The sequence below is a fragment of the Nonomuraea sp. 3N208 genome (assembly GCF_052245935.1).
GTDB lineage: Bacteria > Actinomycetota > Actinomycetes > Streptosporangiales > Streptosporangiaceae > Nonomuraea.
This window is the reverse complement of the sequence record NZ_JBQQBR010000009.1, coordinates 103,907-125,421: the sequence shown is the minus strand read 5'-3', so window position 1 is coordinate 125,421 and position 21,515 is coordinate 103,907. Positions and strand designations below refer to the sequence as shown.

General features: G+C 69.5%; 21 protein-coding genes and 1 pseudogene. 12 read left to right on the top strand and 10 right to left on the bottom strand.

The window, feature by feature from the left end:
* Positions 1-29 precede the first annotated feature (29 nt).
* A complete protein-coding gene (locus tag ACTWPT_RS15815) occupies positions 30-647 on the top strand; it encodes a hypothetical protein (RefSeq protein ID WP_443178118.1) in 618 nt (205 codons plus the stop codon).
* Between the two features lie 45 nt (positions 648-692).
* Here the strand turns inward: ACTWPT_RS15815 and ACTWPT_RS15810 are convergent, their stop codons facing one another.
* Complete coding sequence (locus ACTWPT_RS15810) at positions 693-1,640, bottom strand: ROK family protein (RefSeq protein WP_443178117.1); 948 nt, start codon at positions 1,638-1,640, stop codon at positions 693-695.
* A 7-nt stretch (positions 1,641-1,647) separates the two neighbouring features.
* Positions 1,648-2,823 (bottom strand): FIST signal transduction protein, encoded by a 1,176-nt coding sequence (locus ACTWPT_RS15805; protein WP_443178292.1) that lies wholly within the window; start codon positions 2,821-2,823, stop codon positions 1,648-1,650.
* A gap of 171 nt (positions 2,824-2,994) precedes the next feature.
* On the opposite strand from ACTWPT_RS15805, the gene ACTWPT_RS15800 reads away from it, so the two are divergent.
* The 4 genes from ACTWPT_RS15800 to ACTWPT_RS15785 all read left to right on the top strand — a co-directional run bounded on the left by ACTWPT_RS15800 (position 2,995) and on the right by ACTWPT_RS15785 (position 7,811).
* A complete protein-coding gene (locus ACTWPT_RS15800; protein ID WP_443178116.1) occupies positions 2,995-4,392 on the top strand; it encodes a sigma 54-interacting transcriptional regulator in 1,398 nt (465 codons plus the stop codon).
* A 61-nt stretch (positions 4,393-4,453) separates the two neighbouring features.
* Complete coding sequence (locus ACTWPT_RS15795) at positions 4,454-5,197, top strand: hypothetical protein (RefSeq protein WP_443178115.1); 744 nt, start codon at positions 4,454-4,456, stop codon at positions 5,195-5,197.
* Between the two features lie 119 nt (positions 5,198-5,316).
* Complete coding sequence (locus ACTWPT_RS15790; RefSeq protein WP_443178291.1) at positions 5,317-7,305, top strand: vWA domain-containing protein; 1,989 nt, start codon at positions 5,317-5,319, stop codon at positions 7,303-7,305.
* A gap of 32 nt (positions 7,306-7,337) precedes the next feature.
* A complete protein-coding gene (locus tag ACTWPT_RS15785) occupies positions 7,338-7,811 on the top strand; it encodes a GNAT family N-acetyltransferase (protein WP_443178114.1) in 474 nt (157 codons plus the stop codon).
* A gap of 97 nt (positions 7,812-7,908) precedes the next feature.
* Here the strand turns inward: ACTWPT_RS15785 and ACTWPT_RS15780 are convergent, their stop codons facing one another.
* On the bottom strand, positions 7,909-8,322 hold the full coding sequence (locus ACTWPT_RS15780) for a DNA-binding protein (protein ID WP_443178113.1): 414 nt from the start codon (positions 8,320-8,322) through the stop codon (positions 7,909-7,911).
* Entirely contained in the window at positions 8,304-8,588 is a 285-nt protein-coding gene (locus ACTWPT_RS15775; protein WP_443178112.1) for a hypothetical protein, read from the bottom strand. Before ACTWPT_RS15775 ends, ACTWPT_RS15780 begins: the two co-directional genes overlap by 19 nt.
* Before the next feature lie 579 nt (positions 8,589-9,167).
* Between ACTWPT_RS15775 and ACTWPT_RS15770 the strand changes: the two genes are divergently transcribed.
* Positions 9,168-9,548, top strand: a complete 381-nt coding sequence (locus ACTWPT_RS15770) for a hypothetical protein (RefSeq protein WP_443178111.1) — start codon at positions 9,168-9,170, stop codon at positions 9,546-9,548.
* 52 nt (positions 9,549-9,600) lie between these two features.
* Positions 9,601-10,515: a WXG100-like domain-containing protein gene (locus tag ACTWPT_RS15765; RefSeq protein ID WP_443178110.1), complete on the top strand. Its 915-nt coding sequence runs from the start codon at positions 9,601-9,603 to the stop codon at positions 10,513-10,515.
* Between the two features lie 38 nt (positions 10,516-10,553).
* Here the strand turns inward: ACTWPT_RS15765 and ACTWPT_RS15760 are convergent, their stop codons facing one another.
* Complete coding sequence (locus tag ACTWPT_RS15760; protein WP_443178109.1) at positions 10,554-10,898, bottom strand: YbaB/EbfC family nucleoid-associated protein; 345 nt, start codon at positions 10,896-10,898, stop codon at positions 10,554-10,556.
* A 75-nt stretch (positions 10,899-10,973) separates the two neighbouring features.
* Between ACTWPT_RS15760 and ACTWPT_RS15755 the strand changes: the two genes are divergently transcribed.
* Positions 10,974-11,252: a DUF4158 domain-containing protein gene (locus ACTWPT_RS15755; RefSeq protein WP_443178108.1), complete on the top strand. Its 279-nt coding sequence runs from the start codon at positions 10,974-10,976 to the stop codon at positions 11,250-11,252.
* Positions 11,253-12,026: 774 nt separating this feature from the next.
* Here the strand turns inward: ACTWPT_RS15755 and ACTWPT_RS15750 are convergent.
* Positions 12,027-12,443, bottom strand: a complete 417-nt coding sequence (locus ACTWPT_RS15750) for a DUF6292 family protein (RefSeq protein ID WP_443178107.1) — start codon at positions 12,441-12,443, stop codon at positions 12,027-12,029.
* A 139-nt stretch (positions 12,444-12,582) separates the two neighbouring features.
* On the opposite strand from ACTWPT_RS15750, the gene ACTWPT_RS15745 reads away from it, so the two are divergent.
* Together ACTWPT_RS15745 and ACTWPT_RS15740 are read left to right on the top strand one after the other, a co-directional pair.
* Complete coding sequence (locus tag ACTWPT_RS15745; RefSeq protein ID WP_443178106.1) at positions 12,583-12,708, top strand: hypothetical protein; 126 nt, start codon at positions 12,583-12,585, stop codon at positions 12,706-12,708.
* Between the two features lie 10 nt (positions 12,709-12,718).
* Positions 12,719-13,159 (top strand): hypothetical protein, encoded by a 441-nt coding sequence (locus ACTWPT_RS15740; protein ID WP_443178105.1) that lies wholly within the window; start codon positions 12,719-12,721, stop codon positions 13,157-13,159.
* Positions 13,160-13,198: 39 nt separating this feature from the next.
* On the opposite strand, the gene ACTWPT_RS15735 is transcribed toward ACTWPT_RS15740, so the two are convergent.
* Entirely contained in the window at positions 13,199-14,338 is a 1,140-nt protein-coding gene (locus tag ACTWPT_RS15735; protein ID WP_443178104.1) for a cystathionine gamma-synthase, read from the bottom strand.
* A 152-nt stretch (positions 14,339-14,490) separates the two neighbouring features.
* Positions 14,491-14,700 carry a hypothetical protein gene (locus ACTWPT_RS15730; protein ID WP_443178103.1) on the bottom strand — a complete coding sequence of 70 codons (210 nt, stop codon included), beginning with the start codon at positions 14,698-14,700 and terminating at the stop codon, positions 14,491-14,493.
* A gap of 189 nt (positions 14,701-14,889) precedes the next feature.
* Between ACTWPT_RS15730 and ACTWPT_RS15725 the strand changes: the two are divergent.
* Positions 14,890-15,552: pseudogene (locus tag ACTWPT_RS15725) on the top strand (histidine kinase dimerization/phosphoacceptor domain-containing protein); the annotation flags it as partial.
* Between the two features lie 285 nt (positions 15,553-15,837).
* On the opposite strand, the gene ACTWPT_RS15720 reads toward ACTWPT_RS15725, so the two are convergent.
* The gene (locus ACTWPT_RS15720) at positions 15,838-19,110 is read right to left on the bottom strand and encodes a BTAD domain-containing putative transcriptional regulator (protein WP_443178102.1); all 3,273 of its coding nucleotides are present in this window, start codon (positions 19,108-19,110) and stop codon (positions 15,838-15,840) included.
* 65 nt (positions 19,111-19,175) lie between these two features.
* On the opposite strand from ACTWPT_RS15720, the gene ACTWPT_RS15715 reads away from it, so the two are divergent.
* Positions 19,176-20,033, top strand: a complete 858-nt coding sequence (locus ACTWPT_RS15715) for an NAD(P)-dependent oxidoreductase (RefSeq protein ID WP_443178101.1) — start codon at positions 19,176-19,178, stop codon at positions 20,031-20,033.
* A gap of 4 nt (positions 20,034-20,037) precedes the next feature.
* On the opposite strand, the gene ACTWPT_RS15710 is transcribed toward ACTWPT_RS15715, so the two are convergent.
* On the bottom strand, positions 20,038-21,408 hold the full coding sequence (locus tag ACTWPT_RS15710) for a cystathionine beta-synthase (RefSeq protein WP_443178100.1): 1,371 nt from the start codon (positions 21,406-21,408) through the stop codon (positions 20,038-20,040).
* Between the last annotated feature and the right edge of the window lie 107 nt (positions 21,409-21,515).

Genomic DNA, 21,515 nt, shown 5'->3' with positions numbered 1-21,515 from the left:
AGATCACGACGAGGACGGCGGGGAACAGGATGACGACAACAGTGACACCGGTTGAGCGCGGCTCGCGGCGGCGCTTCGTGGGGCTGTCCGCCGCGGTGGCGGGGGTCGCGGCGGCCGCCACCGCGGTGGTGGTCATGACGGGGATCGCCGGCAGCCCGGCGTACGCCGTCACCAAGGCCACGGACGGCTCGGTCGACGTGCATATCAGCGCGTTCACCGACCCCGAGGGGCTGGAGGCCGAGCTGGCCGACGCCGGCGTCACGGCGGTCGTCGACTACTTGCCCGAGGGGCAGACCTGCAAGGAGCCCCGCGGCGAGCGGGGCAGCGTCAGCGGCCCGTTCGCGGTGAGCATGGGTTCCGAGGGCGCCGGGATCTCCTTCAAGATCGAGAAGGGGAAGGTGCCTGCGGGCGAGACGCTCGTGCTGGCGGTGTCCAAGAGCAAGGCCGGCGACGACAAGCCACCCTTCGGCATGTCGGTGACCGTGGTGAAGGGGACGGTCACGGACTGCGAGCCGACCTCGATGCCGGTCCCGCCGGCCGGCGACGGCGGCGTCTCGGTGGACAAGAAGGACGACGGCGGGGCCGGCTTCGACGTCGAGACCGAGGGCAAGAACCAAGGTCCCAGCCTGAACCAGGAAACCGAGTAGCAGGCAGGCCCGGCGGCCCTCCCGAGCAGCGGGGCCGCCGGGCCTTCACCGTCTCTCGGTCCAGTAACTCCCGCCCGCCAGGATCAGGGCGGCGGCGCCGATCAGGCCGGCCTCCTGCCCCAGGGAGGCGGGCATGACCTTGACCCGCCGGGCGAACTCCACCCTGGCGTGCTCGCGCAGCGCCTCGTCCAGCGGGCCGAACAGCGGCTCCCCCGCCTGCGACAGCCCGCCGCCGATCGTGACCAGGTCCAGGTCGCACAGGTGCGTGGCGGAGGCGATGGCGATGCCGAGCGCCCTCCCGGCCCGGCGCATGGCCCGCACCGCGACCGGGTCACCGGCCCGCGCGTCGGCGGCCAGCGCCCGCGCCGTGACCGCCCGGTCCTCGTCGTACGTCCCGGATTCGGGGTTCCGGGGCGCCCAGCCCTGCTCCAGCGCCCAGGCGGTCAGGGCCGGGCCACGGGCGATGGCCTCCAGGCAGCCGTGCCCGCCGCAGCCGCAACGGGGACCGCCGTCCGGCTCGACCACCACGTGCCCGATGTGCCCGGCGTTGCCGGTGCCACCGTTGATCAGGCGCCCGTCCAGGATCAGCCCGCCGCCCACGCCTGTGGACACCACCATGCCCAGCATGTCGGCCCCCTGCCCCGCGCCCTTCCAGTGCTCGGCCACGGCCAGGCAGATGGCGTCGTTGTGCAGGCGTACCGGTAAACCGGGGAAACGCTCGGCCAGCCGGGCACGCAGGGGAAAGCCGCGCCAGCCGGGCATGTTCAGCGGCGAAACCTCCCCGTCCGGCCAGGCCATGGGCCCGCCGCAGCCCACCCCGACCCCCTCGACCCCCTCCGACAGGGGCTCGATCAGCTCGACGAGCGTCTTCCACAGGGTCGAGGCGTCCGCGCCCTGTGGCGTGGGCACCCGTGCGGACAACGCCACCGTCCCGTCGCCGGCCACCAGGCCGGCGGCCATCTTGGTGCCGCCGACGTCGATCGCGAGGATCACGGGCACCTCATGGAGCACCTGCCGCGCTGGAGAAGACGAGCACGGAAGCGGTGAAGCCGTGCACGTGGTTGTGCCCGGCCACGGGACCGACCTCGCCGGCGGCGAAGAAGCCCGCCACGCCGATAGGCCCCAGCGTGTCACGCAACGCGACCGGGTCGTGATCCGCGGTGCCGAACATGGCCGAGCCCCGTCCGTTGCACGAGAACAGCAGCGCCCCGTCCACCTTCCCGAACTGCTCGCGGTGGGCGTCGAGCAGGTCGTACAGGTCCTCGTCCGCGGTGGCCGCGTCACGAACTTGGAAGCGCACAGTCCTGCCGATCTCCACGATGTCGCCGATGGCCACGGCCTCACGTTCCGGGTCGATGCCGATGACGCCGCGAATGAGGAAATCGCCGCGTTCGTGGCGCTCGGCGTACTCGTCCATGGCCACGCCGATCTGCAACCCGGCCGCGACCAGCTCGCGATCGTCCTCGTCCAGCTCGCTGACGATGTCCTCCAGCCTGGCCAGCGCCGGCTGGCCGGCCAGTTCCAGCAACAGGTTCTCCTCCGACGCCGTGACCACCATGCTCGGGCCAATCGGCCGGCAGCCCTGGCTGACCACAGTGCTGACCTGCAGTGGGCCGCTGAGCAACACGCCGATCGCACCCTCGGTGTAGATCCGGCCGTCGGCGAAGAGCCGTACCGAGCCCCGTCCCTGCAACCCGTTGGCCAGCCCGCCGATCAACGGCAACTCGCCGAGCACGTCCATCGAGCGCTCGACGAAGGCGTCGGTCGGGAAGGTGTACGGGTCCGCGAGCAGGATCGCCACGTGGTCGTCCGCGCTGCGCTCCGGCAGCCCGACCACCACGAACTTGTCCTCGGCCGCGAGCGTCTCCAACGCGAACGTGGTAAGCCTTACCCCCTCCAAAGTGCCTGCCCAGGCGCTCACGGCAGGCGTCAGCTCCACGCCCTGCCCGTCGCCGATCACTCCTGTGGCGCTGCATCCGATCACGTGTGCTCCGGGCGCGAGCTCCATCGCGGCCTGGCCGGCCCTCGCGACGTCGTCGGGATCGTCACCGCAAATGAAGAAGCAGACCAGGTCGGCTTGGCCGCTGAGCCTCGACAGTGCCTGGCCGACGGCGTTCCGCGCGGCCTCCACCAGGTCGGAACCCACGGCGAGGCCGTCGGCGAAGCGGCTTGTCATCAAGGCCACGCGTCTCGCCTCCCTCGACATGTCCAACGTTCCTAGGCCCGATTCTCCCCACTAAAAGGACAAGCACGCCCACGAACCATCACGCAATAGTCAAGATCCGAAATCTCCGCCAGATGCGAAACTCTCTGCCACATTCCACGCAGGGGACGTAGTCTCGATCCCGTGCATCTGCCACAGCCACGAATTCTCCGCAAGCTGCGAGAGAGCGGCCACGTTCATCGCACCGTCAAAGCCGAGGTCCGGGAAAATCTGCTGGCCAAGCTGCGGGCGGGCGAGCCGAGATTCCCCGGCATCGTCGGGTTCGACGACACGGTCCTGCCGCATCTGGAGCGGGCTCTCCTCGCCGGGCACGACCTGGTCCTCCTCGGTGAGCGCGGCCAGGGCAAGACCCGGCTCATACGCACCGTCACCGGCCTGCTCGACGAGTGGACGCCGGTGGTCGAGGGGTGCGAGATCAACGACCACCCGTACGCGCCGGCCTGCACGCGGTGTCAGGCGCTGGCGCGGGAGCTGGGTGACGAGCTGCCGGTCGCGTGGAAGCACCGCGACGAGCGATATGGCGAGAAGCTCGCCACGCCCGACACCTCCGTCGGCGACCTGATCGGCGACGTCGACCCGATCAAGATCGCGGAGGGGCGCACGCTCGGCGATCCCGAGACCGTCCACTACGGGCTCGTGCCGCGCACCAACCGGGGCGTCTTCTCCGTCAACGAACTGCCCGACCTGGCCGAGCGCATCCAGGTGTCGCTGCTCAACGTGCTGGAGGAGCGCGACATCCAGGTGCGGGGCTACAACCTGCGGCTGCCGCTCGACATCCTGCTCATCGCCAGCGCCAATCCCGAGGACTACACCAACAGGGGCCGGATCATCACGCCGCTGAAGGACCGGTTCGGCGCCGAGATCCGAACCCACTACCCGCTCACGGTCGAGGACGAGCTCACGCTCATCCGCCAGGAGTCCATGCCGGACATCGGGGCCGACCTCCCCGAGCATTTGGTCGAGGCGATCGCCAGGTTCACCCGGCTGGTCCGCGAGTCCACCGCAGTGGACGCCCGCTCCGGCGTGTCGGCCCGGTTCTCCATCGCGGCCGCCGAGACCGCCTCGGCCTCCGCGGTGCGGCGGGCGGCCCTCGCGGGCGAGGAGCAGGCGGTCACGCGGGTCGTGGACCTGTCCTCCGTGGTGCACAGCCTGCGGGGCAAGGTGGAGTTCGAGGTCAGCGAGGAGGGCAGGGAGACCGAGATCCTGGCCCACCTGTTGCGCCGGGCCACGGCGGAGACGTTCAGGAGCCGGTTGGGCGGCATGGACCTGTCCGCGGTGACCGACAAGTTCGCCGAGGGCAATCAGGTGGAGTCCGGCGAGCTGGTCCCGGCCGGGGAGCTGCTGCACCGGATGGGTCCCGTCCCCGGGCTGGCGAAGATCATGTCCAGGCTGGGCATGGGAGCGGGCGAGGAGTCACCGGGCCACGCCGCAGCGGCCTTGGAGTTCGCGTTGGAGGGGCTTTACCTCATGCGGCGCCTGTCCAAGGAAGACCTTGACGGAGTGACCGTCTACCGAACGTGAACTCCGGGGTGGCCTTCCGCGTCAAAGTGAGTAGCTGATCACCTTGATGGGGAGACCACTCATGCGCCTGTTGGCCGGTGCCATCATTCTTGCCCTGGGCTCTGTGGCCGTGCCCGCGGAGGCCGCCGCCACCAAGGTCGTGTACGGGTACGCGTGGGCCGACGGCACGGGTCGCCTGCGGATCGTGCCCAAGTCGTCCTCGTTCGTGAAGGGGCAGGGCGGCTTCGCGGGCTACCGGCTCAAACCCGTCTCCGGAGCCAAAGAGGTGCGGCTCGACTACACCAAGGCGACGTTCGGGCGGGTCACGGTCGCTTGCGATCTGAAGGAGACCGAGGGGCGGATCGCCGTGGACGGGAAAGGGCTGGGGCGGACGGCCTGCAAGCCGGGGCATCTGGCTGCCGAATTGCAACGTGGGGTCAAGCCGCTGCGGGTGGAGTATCGGAGCGGCAAGGCCGTCAAGATCAATGAGTTCCTGGTCAGCAACTGGCCGAACTCTCGGACCGGCCGGGGGACGATCAAGCGGGTCAACGACACCACCGTCCTGTTCGCGACCGGCGGAAAGACGATCAAGCTGGGTTACTCGTACAGCACGGCCTTATACCGTGTCACGGCCCGTTGCCTGGACGGGTGGCTGGCCGGTGAACCGGTCAACGCCGACAAGAACGGCCTCGGCAAGAAGTCCTGCAGCGCCGCGGACCTGGCCAAGGTGCTGAAGTCCCAGAAGCATCCCGTGCTCGTGCAGCTGCATTACTCGCCCGAGGTCGGCGGCATCGACGAGGTCTGGGAGATCTACGGGGACGCGTAACGCGCCCGAACGCCCGACCCGTCCGCGCCCCCAACTCGGTCGGGCGGGACGGCCGGTCGAGCCCTGGGCTTTTCGCCTGGGGCGCGCATGGGGACATTCCGGGTTAGCGTGGTCTCGTGATGGCCTTCCGCTACGGCGAGTTCCACGACGGCCCCGACCCCCTGGCCCCGCCCTACGACGTGCGGGCGGCGCTGGATGAGATGGGCGATGCGATCCTGTCGGGCTCGACGCCGGTCCACGCCCTGCGCGACCTGCTCAAGCGCGGCCTGCCCGGCGCCCAGGACCGCCGCGGCTTGGACGACATGCTCAGGGAGGTCCGCCGGCGCCGCCGCGACCTACGCGAGCGCGGCCGGCTCGACGGCACGCTGGAGAAGGCCCGGGCGCTGCTCGACAAGGCCATCGGCCAGGAACGGGCCGAGCTGTTCCCCGATCCCTCCGACGACGCCCGGTTCCGTGAGACCACGCTCGACGCGCTGCCCGACGACACGGCCAGCGCCATTCAGGAGCTGAGCACGTACGACTGGCGCTCGGCCGCGGCCCGCCAGACGTTCGAGGAGCTACGTGACCTGCTGCGGCGGGAGGTCCTCGACAGCCAGTTCAGGGGCCTGCGCGACGCGCTCGCGAACCCCGACCCCGAGGCCATGGAACGCGTCCGCCAGATGATGTCGGATTTGAACGACATGCTGGACAAGGACGCCCGCGGCCAGCACACCCAGGCGGACTTCGACGCCTTCATGGAGAAATACGGCGACCTGTTCCCAGAGAAGCCGCGCAACCTGGAGGAGCTCGTCGACATCCTGGCCCGCCGCGCCGCCGCCACGCAGCGCATGCTCGCCTCGATGACCCCGCGCCAGCGCGAGGAGCTCAGCAACCTCATCAACCAGACGCTCGATCAGGCCGGGCTCTCCGACCAGATGCGCCGGCTCGGCGAGGCACTCTATGCCCGCCGCCCCGACCTGGCCTGGAACGCCCCCGAACGCCTCACCGGCGAGGAGCCCTTGGGCATGGGGGACGCGGTCACCGCCCTGGAGGAGCTGGCCGACCTCACCCAGCTGGAAACCGCCCTGCGCCAGGACTACCCGGGCGCCAGGCTGGACGACATCGACGAGGCCGCCGTACGCCGCGCGCTCGGCCGCTCCGCGGTCGACGACCTGGAGGCGCTCAAGCGCATCGAGCGGGAGCTGGAGGAACAGGGCTACCTGCTACGCCGCCGCGGCAAGCTGGAGCTGACCCCCAAGGCGGTGCGGCGGCTGGGCGAGACGGCGCTGCGCCGGGTGTTCTCCTCCCTCGACGCGGGCCGGCGCGGCGACCACGACCAACACGACGCGGGCGCGGCAGGCGAGCTCACGGGTTCGTCGCGGGCGTGGCGCTTCGGCGACGAGCAGCCGATCGACGTGGTCCGCACCCTGGTCAACGGCGTCCGCCGCGGCGGCGTGCGGCCTGCAGGCGGCATCCGGACCGGAGAGCGCACCGGGAACGGAGCGGCCGTGCGACTCTCTGTCGACGACTTCGAGGTGGCCGAGACCGAACGCCGCAGCGCCGCGGCCGTCTGCCTGCTCGTGGACCTGTCGTACTCGATGGCTTTGCGCGGCACCTGGGCTGCCGCCAAACAAACGGCTCTGGCCCTGCAGGCCCTGGTTGCCTCCAAGTTCCCCCAGGACGCCGTGCAGATCATCGGCTTCTCCAACTACGCCAGAGTCCTGCAGCCGGACGAGCTGGCGGGCCTCGACTGGGACATGGTCCAGGGCACCAACCTGCACCACGCCCTCCTGATCGCCGGCCGCCACCTGGACCGCCACCCCGACTTCGAGCCGGTGGTGCTGGTGGTCACGGACGGCGAGCCCACTGCCCACCTCATGCGCAGCGGCCGGTCGGCGTTCGAGTGGCCGCCGTCCCACGAGACGCTGGAGCTGACGCTGGCCGAGGTGGACAAGATGACCCGGCGGCGCGCCACGATCAACGTCTTCATGCTGGCGGCGGACGACCGGCTGAAGGAGTTCGTGGACGAGGTCGCGCGCAGGAACGGCGGCCGGGTGTTCTCCCCGAGCGCCGAGCGCCTGGGCGAGTACGTCGTCAGCGACTTCCTCCGGCTGCGCCGCGCCCGCTGAATTGTCGGTGGATGCTGCCAGACTTGCTCAACATGACCGATGACGACGTAGCCGTGCGGTTGAGGGATGTCGTGGAGGCGGACCTGGAGGTGTTCCTCGCACAGGAGCACGACCCGGAAGCCGTGCGAAGGTCGCGGTTTCCGGCCCGGCCGCGAGAGCGCTTCCTCACCCACTGGAAGACCAGGATCCTCGACGAGCCCACCGTATTCGTCCAGGCGATCACGGTGGGCGACGATCTGGCGGGAAATCTCGTGGCTTGGTGGGAAGGCGACCGGCGGTTCATCGGCTACTGGATGGGGCGTGAGTTCTGGGGCCGCGGCATCGGCACCCAAGCAATGGGCCTATTCCTCCGCGCCGAGAAGACCCGCCCCCTCTACGCCGACCCCTTCCACGGGAACACCGCATCGGTCCGGCTCCTGGAGCGGCACGGCTTCGAGCGCTCCGGGACGGTCCGGCACGGCGACGACGAGCACATCCTGCTCGTCCTCCACGACCCCACGCCATAGCATTCGCCCGGGGAACTGGGCTCCCCGTGAGAGGAACCCGGCACTGATCCGCGCGGAGCGCGCACCTGGCGGAAACACATCGAGCACCGGTGGGGTCTTACACGGCTACAAGGTGCACACGATCACCGCAGAGCTTCTTCATGTCATCGATGTCGGACGTCAGCATGAGGACCGGCCTGGGCTGTCGCATCGCCATCTCCGCCACGACCGCGTCGATCGCATACTTGTGGCCATGCAGCTCGGCGGCGACCAGCATCGCGGAGGCGGCCTTCGCTTCCTCCTCGCCGACGTGCACAATCCTCATGCCGGACAGAAGCCAAGCGAGCCGAGAGGGGTTCGTCCGGCGGTGGGCGGCCTCGATGATGGTGAGAGCGCTGATCACGACTTCCATTCCGCGACTACGCGCCTCCGCGACCAGGGCAACGATTGATGGCCGATCATCGACCAACCTCGACAGCCCTTCGCAGTCGAGAACCACGGTTCCCTGGTGCGTCAGCCGGCGACGCGCCAATCCTCCTCCTCCGCGAACACCTCGTCGAACAGTTGGCGTGCGCGCTGCTGCTCCTGCGCAGGGACCGCGCCGTTGCGGCGCTCGTAGTCGGCAAGATACTCGTCCAGGATCTGGCCGCGCAGTTCGCGCTCTACTGCCGCAGCGATGAACGCGGAGAATTCCCGTTTGCCCACGCGACGCCGGATCGCCTCGGCCGTACCTTCAGGCAAGGAGAGGCTGAGGCGAGTCGAAGGGCCCTCGCCTATGCCGTAGGGAGTCTCAGCCATGAGTGCAGATTATCAAAGAAGTAGGAAACGGGCCGGTTCGACCGGCGCGTTGGCTACAGGGCGCTCTGCGACCACCTTCCCGGCCTCCGCCCGGGCACATCCGCGCAGGAAAATCACACCCGTCAAGACTTGATCATCTGCGGCGTTCACCACTCCCAGCCGTGCCACTTGGTGATGCGAGCCAAACGAGGATCACACGATGCGTTATGGCCAGATGCGCGCTCATCACGGCCCAGGTGTTCGCTCGGAGCGAGCACGGAACTGCCTAGTGACGCGGCCGTAGCTCCGCCACTCTGGCGCATCGCTCATGCTCGCCCAGGCGTCCAGCTCCACGTCGTATCCGACGTCCTCGGCCACGCCAGCATCCCCCGGCGGCTTCCAGCATCGGAACGTCCGGAAGATCACGCTGTGGACCCGCGACTGCCCGACGAGCGAATGGCGGATCTATCAGGCGGCGAGGATCTGGATCAGCCAGTACACAACCGCAACTGCAAGGTCATCTCCTGGTAACGAATCGTACAGAGACTGACCACTTACGTCTGCAGGAGGGGACCACCCTTGGAGATCAACCATTCAAGTATGGAGCACAGCGGCAAGGCCATCCACACCGAGGGCGGCGAGTTCGGCCGGAGCGTCAACCGACTCCACGCGCAGTTGGAACCTCTCATCCCCTACTTCGGCAACCCGGAGAGCGACGAGGCAGCCCAGATTTTCCGAAGGGGCATGGACGGTCACCCCGGCTTCGACAGTGCCTACGAGGACCTGAGTACGGCCGTGCACAACCTCGGCGAGGCGTACAAACAGATCGGCTCAGCCGTCGTGGCGATGAGCAAGAACGTAGAGGCGGCCGACTGGGCCAGCATGGTCGACAAGAACAAATTCGTGAAGGACCTGGTCGAGTTCGCCCAGCGCGAGAACGACCCGATCAGCGTGCCCGCCACCCCGGTAGAGCGCGGCTGAAGGGGAGGCGGACATTCCCATCGGGCTCGCGACCAAGGTCGCCCTGGGCGGTATGGCCGGCGCCGGCCTGGCAGGGGCGCTGGCACCTGAATTCTTGTTCGGCATCTCGTATCTCGAAGGCGATCCGGACCGGATCCGCGAGGCGGCCGATGTCCTGGACGAAATCGCCGACGCGGTCGACCAGCACTTCCAGGAGGCGAACGCGGCCGCCGAGGTCGTCTGGCAGAAAAGCTCCGACGAAGCGGTCGACGAGTTCAAGACGTTCTGGAATGACGTATACGGCCCGGCGGTCCTCGCGGTCTCTCTCAAATACCGGGACGCGGCCAATGCCTGCCGGGCCTACGCCGACGTCATCGAGAAGGTCAACCACGCGCTGAAGGTGCTGTGCTGGATCATGACGGTGGACATGATGTTCACCATCGGATACCAGGTGCTCACCTGGAAACTCTTTCAGGCGATCATGAAGAGACAGGCGATCCTGCTCAAGGTGACCGCGCGCCGATTCGTCATCCTGTTACTGCCCACCTTCTCCTACTGGGTCGCCGACAGCGTGGCGTACGCCACGGGCGAGGTGGTGCTGCCTCTGGCACTCAACTACGTAGGCGGGATCAAGACGGACCTGTCCGGCAACGACGTCAGGTCGGTCGACTACAACCTCACCACGTTCCGCGAGCACTTCGTGGCGAACATGGCCTTCGACGCGGTCGCCGATGCCGGGTCAGCGCTCATGGGGAAGGTGCCAGGGCTACGGACTGTCGCCACCAACATCCCCCTGCCGAACGGGATGGCGCTGAACACCGGGAGCGTCATCCCCCGGATGGCCGCCTCGACCACGTACTCGATGGTCTTGGACGCGCAGCACGGGGACAATCCCCTGCCTGGCTCGGAACACGGGCTGACAGAGGAGGAGATGTACCAGAAGTTCCTCATCCACGGGACGCGCAGCCTCATCCCGAGGGCCAGATGAGCGATAGGGCCTGGACCCGCCCGCGGGCCCCGCGCACGCTACCGGCGCCGGCGGGGCTCGCCCTGCCGATCGTCCTCGAGGTAGGGCCGCGTCACGTCCATGAGGCGCCGCGCCGCGTCCTCGGTCGCACGGCGCGACAGGTCCATGATCGCGTCGGCCAGTTCCTGCGAGCCCAGCCTCATCGCTCTGGGATCCATGTGCAGAGCCGTCAGTTGTCCCGAGGACGAGACCTGCACCTTGATCTTGCCATCGGGACTTGCCGCCTGACCGATCACCTCGCCGACCATGCCCATGGCATCGGAGAACTCCCTGGAGTTCGCCTGAAACTCCGCCATGAGCCGGTCGAGTTCGAGGTCACCGGTATGAAGATCGCGTTCCGCCATAGGACATTATTCCCCCAATAGTCATATATGTTGCAATAGGCCACAAAAAGTAAAACTTCTGACAAACGGGATTCCGTGGATGTGCAGCGGCAGTGGCGTGCGTGGATCGAGCGGACCGCCTATCCGCAGTTCAAGCGGCTGACGTCGACGCGGGTGCTGCATGAGTTCTTCACGCCGTCGCCGGAGGAGGTGGTCCGGGCCGAAGAGCGCACCGGCAGCCCGGGGTCGTGCTTCGCGCTGGTGCTGGCGTTGAAGTGCTTTCAGAAGATGGCACGTTTCCCGTCCCCGGACGAGATCTCCGACGTGGTAGTTGACCACGTTCGACGCTGCCTGGAGTTGCCCGAAGACGTCTGACCGGACCAAGGTTCCTCCCGCGGCGCGAAGGCACATCGCAAGCTGGTGCGCCAGCGTCAGGGGGTGAAATACGACGCGGGCCGGGCCCGGGCGATCGCCGCAGCGGCGATCCGGGGTAGCGCTGTAACAACGTCTCCAGCTCCGCGCCGGCAGCGGCGTCGTGCCGCGGGCAAGCCACCCTCGCTGTTGCGCCGTATCCGCGACCGCCCGAGATTTCATCAGGGAATCCGACGATCTGGGTGGTCATATGCAGCCATTCGGCTGGTCGTCAACCAAGATGTGCCAGACCAGCAGGCCCCACCCCCGGCGGACACCTGGGCGCCACCACCAATGGTCGGTCATCCGTTCCGGCGTCCCACGCACGGTGTCCCCTGATGTAGTGACGGCCTTATGCTCCAAAGAACCGCTTTGGAAAACGCGGATGCGGTCTCTTAGATCAGCGGCACGGCTCTCGTCCCCACAACTGCCATGACTTCCCAACATCGTCATCGAGTGAATCTTCTTGGGGCAGAGCAGCAATGATCACCACGCCATGATGCCCCGCTCGTCATGTTTCGCCTGAGGTTCCCCGCGGGGGAGGAGTAAATGATCTCGACGCTACCCAGGTACTGCCTCGGACGATGCGAAACCCGGTCAACGCCGGGGTCCGGGGGTCGGGAGACCCCCGGCAAGGGGGCTCGGGGGAGCTGGGCTCCCCCGTAAGAGGAGTCCGGAGTCTATTCGCGCGAAGCGCGCAGCTGGCGGAGGCCCATGCCGTTGGGCTGGGGCTCCAGGCTAGGCGTCGACGAGGTAGAAGGCGAGGGCTACGTCGAAGCCGTCGCGGCATTGGCGGTGGGAGCGGTAGCAGGGGCGCCAGGCCGAGCTGGCGCCGAGTCCGGCTCGCGCCTCTGCCAGGGCCGAGGGGACGCGCTCCGGTTTCGGGAGCAGGCCGTGGCCCAGGTAGCGGACGCCGGTCAGCTCGGTGTGGTCACCACGGCCGCCCGAGACGAATCTGCCCAGGCGCCAGCCGCTCTCCTCGTCCCACACCAGCGCGCTCCCGTCGGCCAGCTTGAGCGTGGCGTCACGCGGGTCGCAGGGGCCTTCCCACCAATCCACGACCTCGGCTCCGAGCCGGTCGACGACCTGGCGCACGTAGCTGATCGGCTGCTGCAGCCACTCGTCGGTGTACGGCTCGACGTGCCTGATGGCCACGGACGGCACCCCCTTGTGCCCTAACGGTAAGAAAAACGAGACGGTGAACAACCATACCGGCACCGAACTTATTCCGTTGCACAAGCGTCTAGTCATTCAGGACGATATTTACGTCCGGCACGGGGAAGGAGGGGAGCCCATGATTGCCACGATTCTCCTCATCGTGTTGATGGTCGTCGCGGTGGCGGCCACAGAGCTCTGCATGCGGTGCTCCACCCGGAGTAAAGAGAGTGTCGAGTCCCCCGCCGAGATCGCCGGGGACTAGTCTCTCCCGCATGTCGTCCCTGCTTCTCTGGCTGCACATCGCCTTCGCCATCTTCACCATCGGCCCGGTCACCGCCGCGACGATGGCCGCGCCCCGCGTCATCCGCAACAAGAACGTGCCCGCGCTGCAGAACATCCAGCGCATGACGAGGGTTTACAGCCTCGGCTCGATCGGCGTGTTCGTGTTCGGGCTGGCGCTCGGCGCGGTCCTCGGCAACGGGGTCCTGGGCCGGTGGTACATGACGGCCTCGATGACGTTGTTCATCGTGGCCGCCGTGATGCTCGTCATCATCGACCGCGACCTGCGCACCGCCGTACGGGTGCTGGGGAGCGAGGACACGTCCGACGACGCCAAGGTCCAGAACGGGCGGATCGCCGCCATCAGCGGGCTGCTGTCCGTGATCTGGCTGGTGATCCTGTTCCTCATGGTGGTCCCCGGCCCCGCCGGATGACGGGGCCGCTCCAGCGTCCTCAGGTCCGCTCCAGCGTCCTCAGGCCAGCGCCTGGGTGAGGTCGGCAAGCAGGTCGTCGATGGTCTCGATGCCGACCGACAGCCGCACCAGGTCGGCGGGCACCTCCAGCGGCGAACCCGCCGCCGACGCGTGGGTCATCCTGCCGGGGTGCTCGACGAGCGACTCGACACCGCCGAGCGACTCGCCCAGCGTGAACAACTTCGCCCGGTTGCACACCTCCACGGCCTCCGCCTCACCGCCGGCGACGCGGAACGACACCATGCCCCCGAACCGCTTCATCTGCTTGGCCGCCACCTCATGCCCCGGGTGCTCGGCCAGCCCCGGGTAGAGCACCTCGGTGACGCGCGGGTGCGCCAGCAGCAGGTCGACGACGCGTTCGGCGTTGTCGCAGTGACGGTCCATGCGCACACCCAGGGTCTTGAGCCCGCGCAGCGTCAGCCAGGCGTCGAACGGCCCGGCCACTGCGCCCATCGCGTTCTGGTGGTAAGCCAGCTCCTCGCCGAGCCCGGCGTCGGCCGCGATCAGGGCCCCGCCGACCACGTCGGAGTGCCCGCCCACGTATTTGGTCGTGGAGTGCACGACGACGTCCGCCCCCAAAGCCAAGGGCTGCTGCAGGTACGGCGAGGCGAACGTGTTGTCCACCACCAGCAACGCCCCGTTGTCGTGGGCCATCTGGGCGAGCGCCGCGATGTCGGCGATGCCGAGCAGCGGGTTGGTGGGGGTCTCGACCCAGACCACCTTGGTCTTCTGCGTCATGGCCGTGGCCACGGCGTCGAGGTTGTGCAGCGGGACCGGGTCGTAGTGGAGGTCCCACCGCTCGTGGACCTTGGCGAACAGCCGGTACGTCCCGCCGTACGCGTCGTTCGGGATGATCACGTGGTCCTGCGGCTTGCACACCGTACGCAGGAAGGTGTCCTCGGCGGCCAGCCCCGAAGCGAACGCGAGCCCGCGCGCTCCCCCCTCCACGGCCGCCAGCGCCTGCTCGAGCGCGGTCCTGGTGGGGTTGGCCGAGCGGCTGTACTCATATCCCGAACGCAGGCCGCCCACCCCGTCCTGCTTGTACGTGGACGTCGCGTAGATCGGCGGCACGACCGCACCCGTCAGCGGGTCGGGCTCTTGACCTGCGTGGATGGCCAGGGTCTCAAAACCGTTGCTCATAGAGGCAACGTTAACGGAAGACCACGTGGGCTCCGGTCCCGACCGTACGGCCCGCGGTCCGCTCCCCAACGGACCACGGGCCGCCGGCGCGGGCGCCGTCCCCCAACGGCCGCCCGCGAGGCTCGCGCACCATGCCCGCGCGAGCCGGATCCTCAGGCCGCCTTGGGCTCGTGGCGCTCTCCCCCGCTCGACCTGGGCGCCAGCCGTACGAGCGACTTATGTGGATCGGCCTTGACGAATCGGCCGCTGCCGCCCTCCGCGGGCTCCCCGTTGATGCGGGAGAGCAGCACCGGGTCGGCCAGCGCCAGCAGCACCCCGACGACCAGTCCGACTCCCAGTAGTGCTAACCCGATGGCAACCATTTCTGTCCCCTTTCCGATATATCCAGCATCCGCGATCTCCCAGGCCGCCGCCTCCACTGAAGGACGGGTCTGTGGCAGGCCCACTCGGCCGAACGGTTGATACGACTTGTCCGACTTCCGGCCTAGGCTCGGGCCGTGGGTGATTCCAAGCGGCTCGTGTACTGGATCCGGAGGCTGAGCGAGATCGCCATGCTCGGCTGGCTGGGCATGCTGCTCATGCTCGATCTCGTGCTGGCCGCCACCATCGGGGGCTTCCAGTGGCTCGTCCCGTTCTGCGGGGCGTGCGGCATCGCGGCCGTGGTGCTGCGGCGCAAGCATCGCCTGGACGGGTTCAGCATCATGCTGGCGCTGTCGTTCGGCATCTCCCTCACGATCGGCGCCGGCGGCTTCGACGGCGCCCCAGGCATGGCGGAGACCGGGTCGCTGCTCATCCTGAGCATCGGCGTGCTGCGGCACGTCGAGCCGGTACGGCGGGCGGCGGTGCTGGCCTGCGTCGGGCTGATCGTCCTGATGGCCGAGGGCATCGCCCGCGACTACCAGAGTGCGGGGCTGCTGCTCTCGTTCGTGTTGTTCGCGGGGTGGTCGATGGCCGCCGGCATCGGCGGCTACCTCCGCTTCCAGCAGGAGCGCCGCACGGAAGCGGTGCATTCCGTACGGCGGGCGGAGCGGCTGGAGCTGGCCAGGGAGCTGCACGACCTGGTCGCCCACTACATCACGGGCATCGTGGTCCAGGCCCAGGCCGCACGCACGGTCGCGCAGACCAGCCCGGAGGCGGTGGCGCCCGCGCTCGACGCAATCGCCACGGCCGGGTCGGAGGCGCTGACCTCGATGCGGCGCATGGTGGCGGTTCTGCGTACCGAGGACGAAGCGGGCCGCAAGCCCGGCACCACGCTGGCCGACCTGCGTATCCTGACCGACCGGTTCTCGGCCGACGGGCCCAAGGTGGCGTTCGAGATCGGGCAGGGACTGGACGATCGCACGCTGCCGCCGGAGGTCATGACCACCCTGCACCGGGTGCTGCAGGAGTCGCTCACGAACGTACGCAAGCACGCGTCCCGCTCCGCCTGGGTGGAGGCGGATTTGCGGAGGTACGAGAAGGTCGTGGTGCTACGGGTGCGGAACTTCGGGGCCTCCGCATCAGATCCCCGGGTGGCCGACCTTGGTGGCGGCTTCGGGCTCGTCGGCATGGGCGAGCGGGTGGAGGCGCTGGGCGGCCGGCTCTACGCCGGCCCCTCCCCGGAGGGCGCTTGGGAGGTGGCCGCCGAGTTCCCCCTCCTCCGAGCCGGATCTGCCCAGCCCTGAGCCGGGCTCTCCCAAGCCGGAGCCCACGCCTTCGGTGAACGCCCGCTCGAACGCGTCATCCCCCATCGCCGCCCGCAGCCGGCCGATGATCCGATCCACGTCCCGCCGCTCACCCGAGGGTAGAGGCGCGCCAACGGCCCGCCTGATGCCGACGGCGGCCCCGATCATCCGTGCCGCCTCCGTGACCGGGCCTCCCGCCGGAACCTGGCCGATGGGCGGGAGCGAACCGGCCTCGGTCAGTGCTCCAAGCGACAGGGCCCCGGCCAGCCCTTCGAGGGACAGCGCGATCGCCCTGGGGTCGCCGGTCGCCCGCGCCGCCTCGTACCCCTCCCGCTGCCTGGCCAGCGCCGTCTCCGCATCACCACGCTGCTCGGCGACGAAGCCCAGCTCCGCCATGACGAACGCGATCCCGGGCGTCCCCCGCACCCGCCGCAGGAAGTCGAGCACCGGCCGCAGGAAAGCCTCCGCCGCCTCGTACCGGCCCTGCCGCCGGGCGCTCATGGCCAGCCCGAGCAGCGCGTTCTCCTCCGCAGACCGGTAGGACTGCGCGACCGCCAGCCGCCTGGCCCGCTCGTGGTAGTCGTCGGCCCGCTCGTAGTCGCCCGCCAGCAACGCGATCCGCCCAATGGCCGCCAGCCGGAACGAGACCTCGAAGCCCAGCTCCTCGGCCAGGCGCAGCGCCTCCTCGCGCAGCCGCGCGGCCTTCCGGTAGTCGCCGCGGATCTCGGCCGCCCGATCGAGCACGTCCATCGCCTCGATCTGCCCCCACTCGTCGCCCAGCTCACTGAACAACGCGAGCCCCCGCTCCCCGTCGCGCTCCATCGCCACCAGGTCGGCCCGGCCGACGGCGAGCTTGGCACGCAAGCACAGCGCCGCCGCCACACCCCACCGATCACCCATCTCCTCGTACGCTGCCAACGCCCGCTCCGCCGCCGCCTCGTGCGCCGCCCTGTCGCCGTACGCCCAGCGAACGTGGCTCAGCAGCCAGTCGGCCAGCGCCGCGCCCGCCCGATCGAGCCCCTCACGGCGCACCGGCGAGACGGGCTCACCGAGCAGCGACTCGATCCCCGCCAGCCAGACGGACGCCCGCGCCGCCAGGGCGTCGTCCGTCTCGCCGGCGGGGCCGGCCGCCAGGGCGGTCGCCAGCGACCTGCGTGCCTCGCTGAGGCTGCCACGCAGGATCCAGTACCAGGCGAGGGCGTTGACCAGCCGCAGCCCGTCCGGCCCCGCGAGCGCGAGCCGCAGGTTGGCGCGCTCGGCGTCGAGCCGGGCGAACCATTCCCGCTGCCTCGGCCCTCTGAGGTGCGCGCGTTCGGCCAGCTCGGTGTAGTAGCGGGCATGCCGCGCTCTGATCAGGTCGTCCTCGCCCGCCTCGGCCAGCCGTTCCCGGCAGTAGGCGGCCACCGATTCCAGTAGCCGATAGCGCGGCCCCGCCCGCACCACCAGTGACCGGTCCACCAGCCGGGCCAGCGTGTCCAGCACCTCCACGCCGGGCTCCGCGCACACCTGCTCGGCCGCCTCCAGCGTGCACCCGCCCGCATGCACCGCCAGCCGCCGCAACACCACCCGTTCGGCCTCGCCGAGGAGCTCCCAGCTCCAGTCGATCATCGCCCGCAACGTACGCTGCCGCTCCGGCGCGTCCCGCATTCCCGCCGTCAGCACCCGGAACCGGTCGTCCAGCCGATCGGCCAGCCCACGCACCCCCAGTGCCCGCACCCGGGTGGCGGCCAGCTCCAACGCCAGGGGGAGCCCGTCCAGCCTGGCGCAGACGTCCGCCACGTCCGCGTCCGGCTCGATCCCTGCCCGCGCCGTGAACAGCTCCACCGCCGCCTCCGGCCCCAGCGGCGGCACGCTCCAGAAGCTCTCGCCCTCAATGCGCAACGACTCCTGGCTGGTGGCCAGGATCCGCAGCCCGGGCGCCGCCCGCAACAGCCGCGCGGCCAGCGTGGCCACCCGTTCCACGACGTGCTCGCAGTTGTCGAGGACCAGCAACGTCTGCGTGCCCTGCAGTGCTGTGGCGAGCCGATCGGCCATGGACCCCGCCACATCGTCCCGCAACCCAAGGACGCCGCCGATCGCCTCCGCCACCTCGTCGATCCCGGCGTGCGGCCGCAACGCGGCCAGCTCCACCAGCCACACCCCTCCGCCGAACCCTGCCGCTCGGGAGATCGCACCGGCGTAGGCGCCGTGCGCGACCGCCTCCACGGTGCCGGCCGCCGTAGGCGGTTCCCAGGTTGCCGCGGCCGCCAGGGCCAGGCGGGTCTTCCCGACACCTCCAGGACCCGTGAGCGTGACCAGCCGGCCGCGCCGGAGCAGCGCACGGACCTCGGCCAGTGCCGCCTCCCGCCCCACCAGCCGGGTCAGTGGCGCGGGCAGGTTGGTGCGCGGCAACGCCGGCGTGTCCAGGGCAGGGTCCTGCCGCAGAATCGCCTGGTGCAGCCGGCTCAGCTCGGCCGACGGGTCCACCCCGAGCTCGTCCCGCAACCGCTCCCGCACATCCTCGTACGCGGCCAGCGCCTCGCCCTGCCGCCCGCCCCGGTACAAGGCCAGCATGTACGAGGCACGCAGCCGCTCCCGCAGCGGATGCAGGGCGACCAGCTCCGCCAGGTCGACCCGTTCGCCGAGCGACAGCCCTACCTCCGCCTGCTCCTCCAGCGCCGCCAGGCGCGTCTCCTCCAGGCTCGCGGCCTCGGCGCGTACGAAGTCCGCGTCCGGGAAGTCGGCGTACGCGGGCCCGCGCCACAGCCCCAGGGCCTGCTCCAGCTCCGCCGCCCGGGTGGCGGGATCCGGCGAACGCCGGCTGACGAGGGCGTGAAAGCGGGCGGCGTCACAGTCGTGGGCCGACAGCCGGTACCCGGCGGGACCATGCGTGATCAACGAGGGGTCGCCGAGCGCGCGACGCAGCTGGGAGACCCGCGCTTGGAGGGTCCCCACCGGGTTGCGGCCGGCCCGAGCACCCCACAGGTCCTCCACCAGCCGGTCGACCGGCACCGGCCCACCCCCATGGGCCAGCAGGTCGGCGAGGAGCGCGCGGACCTTGGCCTCGGCCACGTGAACGGGCCGCCCGTCCACCCATACGGTCAGCGGCCCCAGCACTCCGAAACGCACCACCCCATTGCTAACCCGTAGCCGGCCGGAAGGATTTCCGTAGCGGCGTGTCCCAAGGTGGGGGCATGAGTGAAGTGACGGTTGTGGGGCTCGGCCCGATGGGGTCGACGATGGCCGAGACGTTCCTGGCCGCGGGCCACCAGGTCAAGGTGTGGAACCGCACGGCGAGCAAGGCAGAGGCGCTGCTGGCCAAGGGCGCCGGGCGGGCGGCGACAGCGGTGGACGGCGCGCTGCTGGTGGTCAGCCAGATCAGCTATCAGGCGATGTACGACAGCCTCGGCGACGCCCGTCTGGACGGGAAAGTGGTGGTCAACCTCAGCTCCGACAGCCCGGAGCGGCTGCGTGAGGCGGCCAGGTGGGTGGCCGGGCACGGCGGCACGCTGATCACCGGCGGCATCATGGTCCCGCCACCCGGGATCGGGCAGCCCGGGGCGTACACGTTCTACAGCGGCCCCAAAGACGTGCTCGACCAGCATGCGTCGACGCTCGAGGCCCTGAGCGAGATCGCGTACGTGGGCCAGGACGAGGGCCTGGCGATGATGTACTACCAGGCCCAGCTGCTGATCTTCTGGTCCAGCCTGACCAGCCACATGCACGCCATGGCCATGCTGCGCACGGCGGGCGTGTCACCGCTGGAGCTCCTGCCGTTCGTCCAGGAGACCTTCACGCAGTTGGGCGGCGACGGCCCTATGGGCTACGCGAAGATCCTGGCGGAGGAGTTCGAGGCCCAGACGTATCCGGGCGAGCAGAACTCCCTGCACATGCAGGCGGTCGGCCTGGGCCACGCCGTCGAGGCGCTGGAGGAGGCCGGTGTCGAGACGACGGTGCCGAGCGCGCTCAAGAGACTCTTCGAGCGCGCCGACGCCGAGGGCCGCGGCCACGAGGGCCTCGGCACCGTGATCGAGTCGATCAGGAAGCCCTAGGCCCCTAGTGATTGGCGAGGAAGGCGAGCAGGTCCTGCCGGGTGATCAGCCCGGCGGGCTTGCCCTCTTCCAGCACGACGGCCGCATCGGCCTTCTCCAGCGCTTCTACCGCACGGGCCACAGGTTCACCACTGCCGATCGTGGGTAGCGGTGCTGACATATGGTCGGCGATCGGGTCGTCGGAGGAGAGCCTGCCGTGGTACAGGGCTTCGAGGAGATCGCGCTCGACGATAGAGCCGACGACCTCGGCCGCCATGACGGGCGGTTCCTCCTTCATCACCGGCAGCTGGGACACGGAGTATTCGCGCATGATGGCGATGGCCGTGCTCACCGACTCGTGCGGGTGCGCGTGCACGAACTCCGGCATCGCGCGGCTCTTGCGTGCCAGCACGTCGCCGACCAGCCCCTCGTCGGAGGTCTCGGTCAGGAAGCCGTAGTCGGCCATCCAGTCGTCGTTGAAGATCTTCGACAGGTAGCCGCGGCCGCCGTCGGGCAGCAGCACGACCACCACGTCGTCCTTGCCCGCCTTGGCCGCCACCTCCAGCGCCGCCACGACCGCCATCCCGCACGAGCCGCCGACCAGCAGCCCCTCCTCGCGGGCGAGCCGGCGGGTCATGTTGAAGGAGTCCTTGTCGGACACCGCGATGATCTCGTCGCAGATCGTGGTGTCGTAGGTGTCCGGCCAGATGTCCTCGCCGACCCCCTCCACCAGGTACGGCCGTCCGGAGCCGCCGGAGTAGACCGAGCCCACCGGGTCCGCGCCGATGATCTTCACCCGGCCGCCGGAGACGTCCTTGAGGTAGCGGCCCGTGCCGCTGATCGTGCCGCCGGTGCCGATGCCCGCCACGAAGTGCGTGACCCGGCCCTCGGTATCCTCCCAGACCTCGGGACCCGTCGAGTGGTAGTGGGAGTCGGGGTTGTTGACGTTGGAGTATTGGTTGGGCTTCCAGGCGTTGGGCACCTCGCGGGCCAGCCGGTCGGAGACCGAGTAGTAGGAGTCGGGGTGGTCGGGCGAGACGGCGGTCGGGCAGACCACGACCTCGGCGCCGTACGCACGCAGCACCGCGATCTTGTCCTGGGCCACCTTGTCCGGCACCACGAACAGGCACCGGTAGCCCCTCCGCTGGGCCACGATGGCCAGGCCCACGCCGGTGTTGCCGGACGTCGGCTCGACGATGACGCCGCCGGGGCGCAGCTCGCCCGACTTCTCGGCGGCCTCGATCATGCGTACCGCGATGCGGTCCTTGACCGAGCCGCCTGGATTGAAGTACTCGACCTTGGCGAGCACCTGGGCGGGGAGTCCCGCGGAAACCTTGTGCAGTCGAACCAACGGGGTGTTCCCCATCAGATCAACCAGGGAATCGTAAACGCGCACCGAGGTGTTCACCTTCTTTGCCAAAGCTTGATCAGCTTGCCTGTGGCCGAGATCCAGTGGGGGTGGCAGGCCCTCGGCTAGTTTTTCAAGCAAACGCTACCGCCGAG

Excerpts from the sequence above, each read along its gene's own strand:
- ACTWPT_RS15815 (WP_443178118.1), top strand. The coding sequence starts at position 30 with ATGACGACAACAGTGACACCGGTTGAGCGCGGCTCGCGGCGGCGCTTC.
- ACTWPT_RS15805 (WP_443178292.1), bottom strand. The coding sequence starts at position 2,823 with ATGACAAGCCGCTTCGCCGACGGCCTCGCCGTGGGTTCCGACCTGGTG.
- ACTWPT_RS15795 (WP_443178115.1), top strand. The coding sequence starts at position 4,454 with ATGCGCCTGTTGGCCGGTGCCATCATTCTTGCCCTGGGCTCTGTGGCC.
- ACTWPT_RS15790 (WP_443178291.1), top strand. The coding sequence starts at position 5,317 with ATGGCCTTCCGCTACGGCGAGTTCCACGACGGCCCCGACCCCCTGGCC.
- ACTWPT_RS15785 (WP_443178114.1), top strand. The coding sequence starts at position 7,338 with ATGACCGATGACGACGTAGCCGTGCGGTTGAGGGATGTCGTGGAGGCG.
- ACTWPT_RS15775 (WP_443178112.1), bottom strand. The coding sequence starts at position 8,588 with ATGGCTGAGACTCCCTACGGCATAGGCGAGGGCCCTTCGACTCGCCTC.
- ACTWPT_RS15770 (WP_443178111.1), top strand. The coding sequence starts at position 9,168 with ATGGAGCACAGCGGCAAGGCCATCCACACCGAGGGCGGCGAGTTCGGC.
- ACTWPT_RS15765 (WP_443178110.1), top strand. The coding sequence starts at position 9,601 with ATGGCCGGCGCCGGCCTGGCAGGGGCGCTGGCACCTGAATTCTTGTTC.
- ACTWPT_RS15760 (WP_443178109.1), bottom strand. The coding sequence starts at position 10,898 with ATGGCGGAACGCGATCTTCATACCGGTGACCTCGAACTCGACCGGCTC.
- ACTWPT_RS15745 (WP_443178106.1), top strand. The coding sequence starts at position 12,583 with ATGATTGCCACGATTCTCCTCATCGTGTTGATGGTCGTCGCGGTGGCG.
- ACTWPT_RS15740 (WP_443178105.1), top strand. The coding sequence starts at position 12,719 with ATGTCGTCCCTGCTTCTCTGGCTGCACATCGCCTTCGCCATCTTCACC.
- ACTWPT_RS15735 (WP_443178104.1), bottom strand. The coding sequence starts at position 14,338 with ATGAGCAACGGTTTTGAGACCCTGGCCATCCACGCAGGTCAAGAGCCC.
- ACTWPT_RS15730 (WP_443178103.1), bottom strand. The coding sequence starts at position 14,700 with ATGGTTGCCATCGGGTTAGCACTACTGGGAGTCGGACTGGTCGTCGGG.
- ACTWPT_RS15715 (WP_443178101.1), top strand. The coding sequence starts at position 19,176 with ATGAGTGAAGTGACGGTTGTGGGGCTCGGCCCGATGGGGTCGACGATG.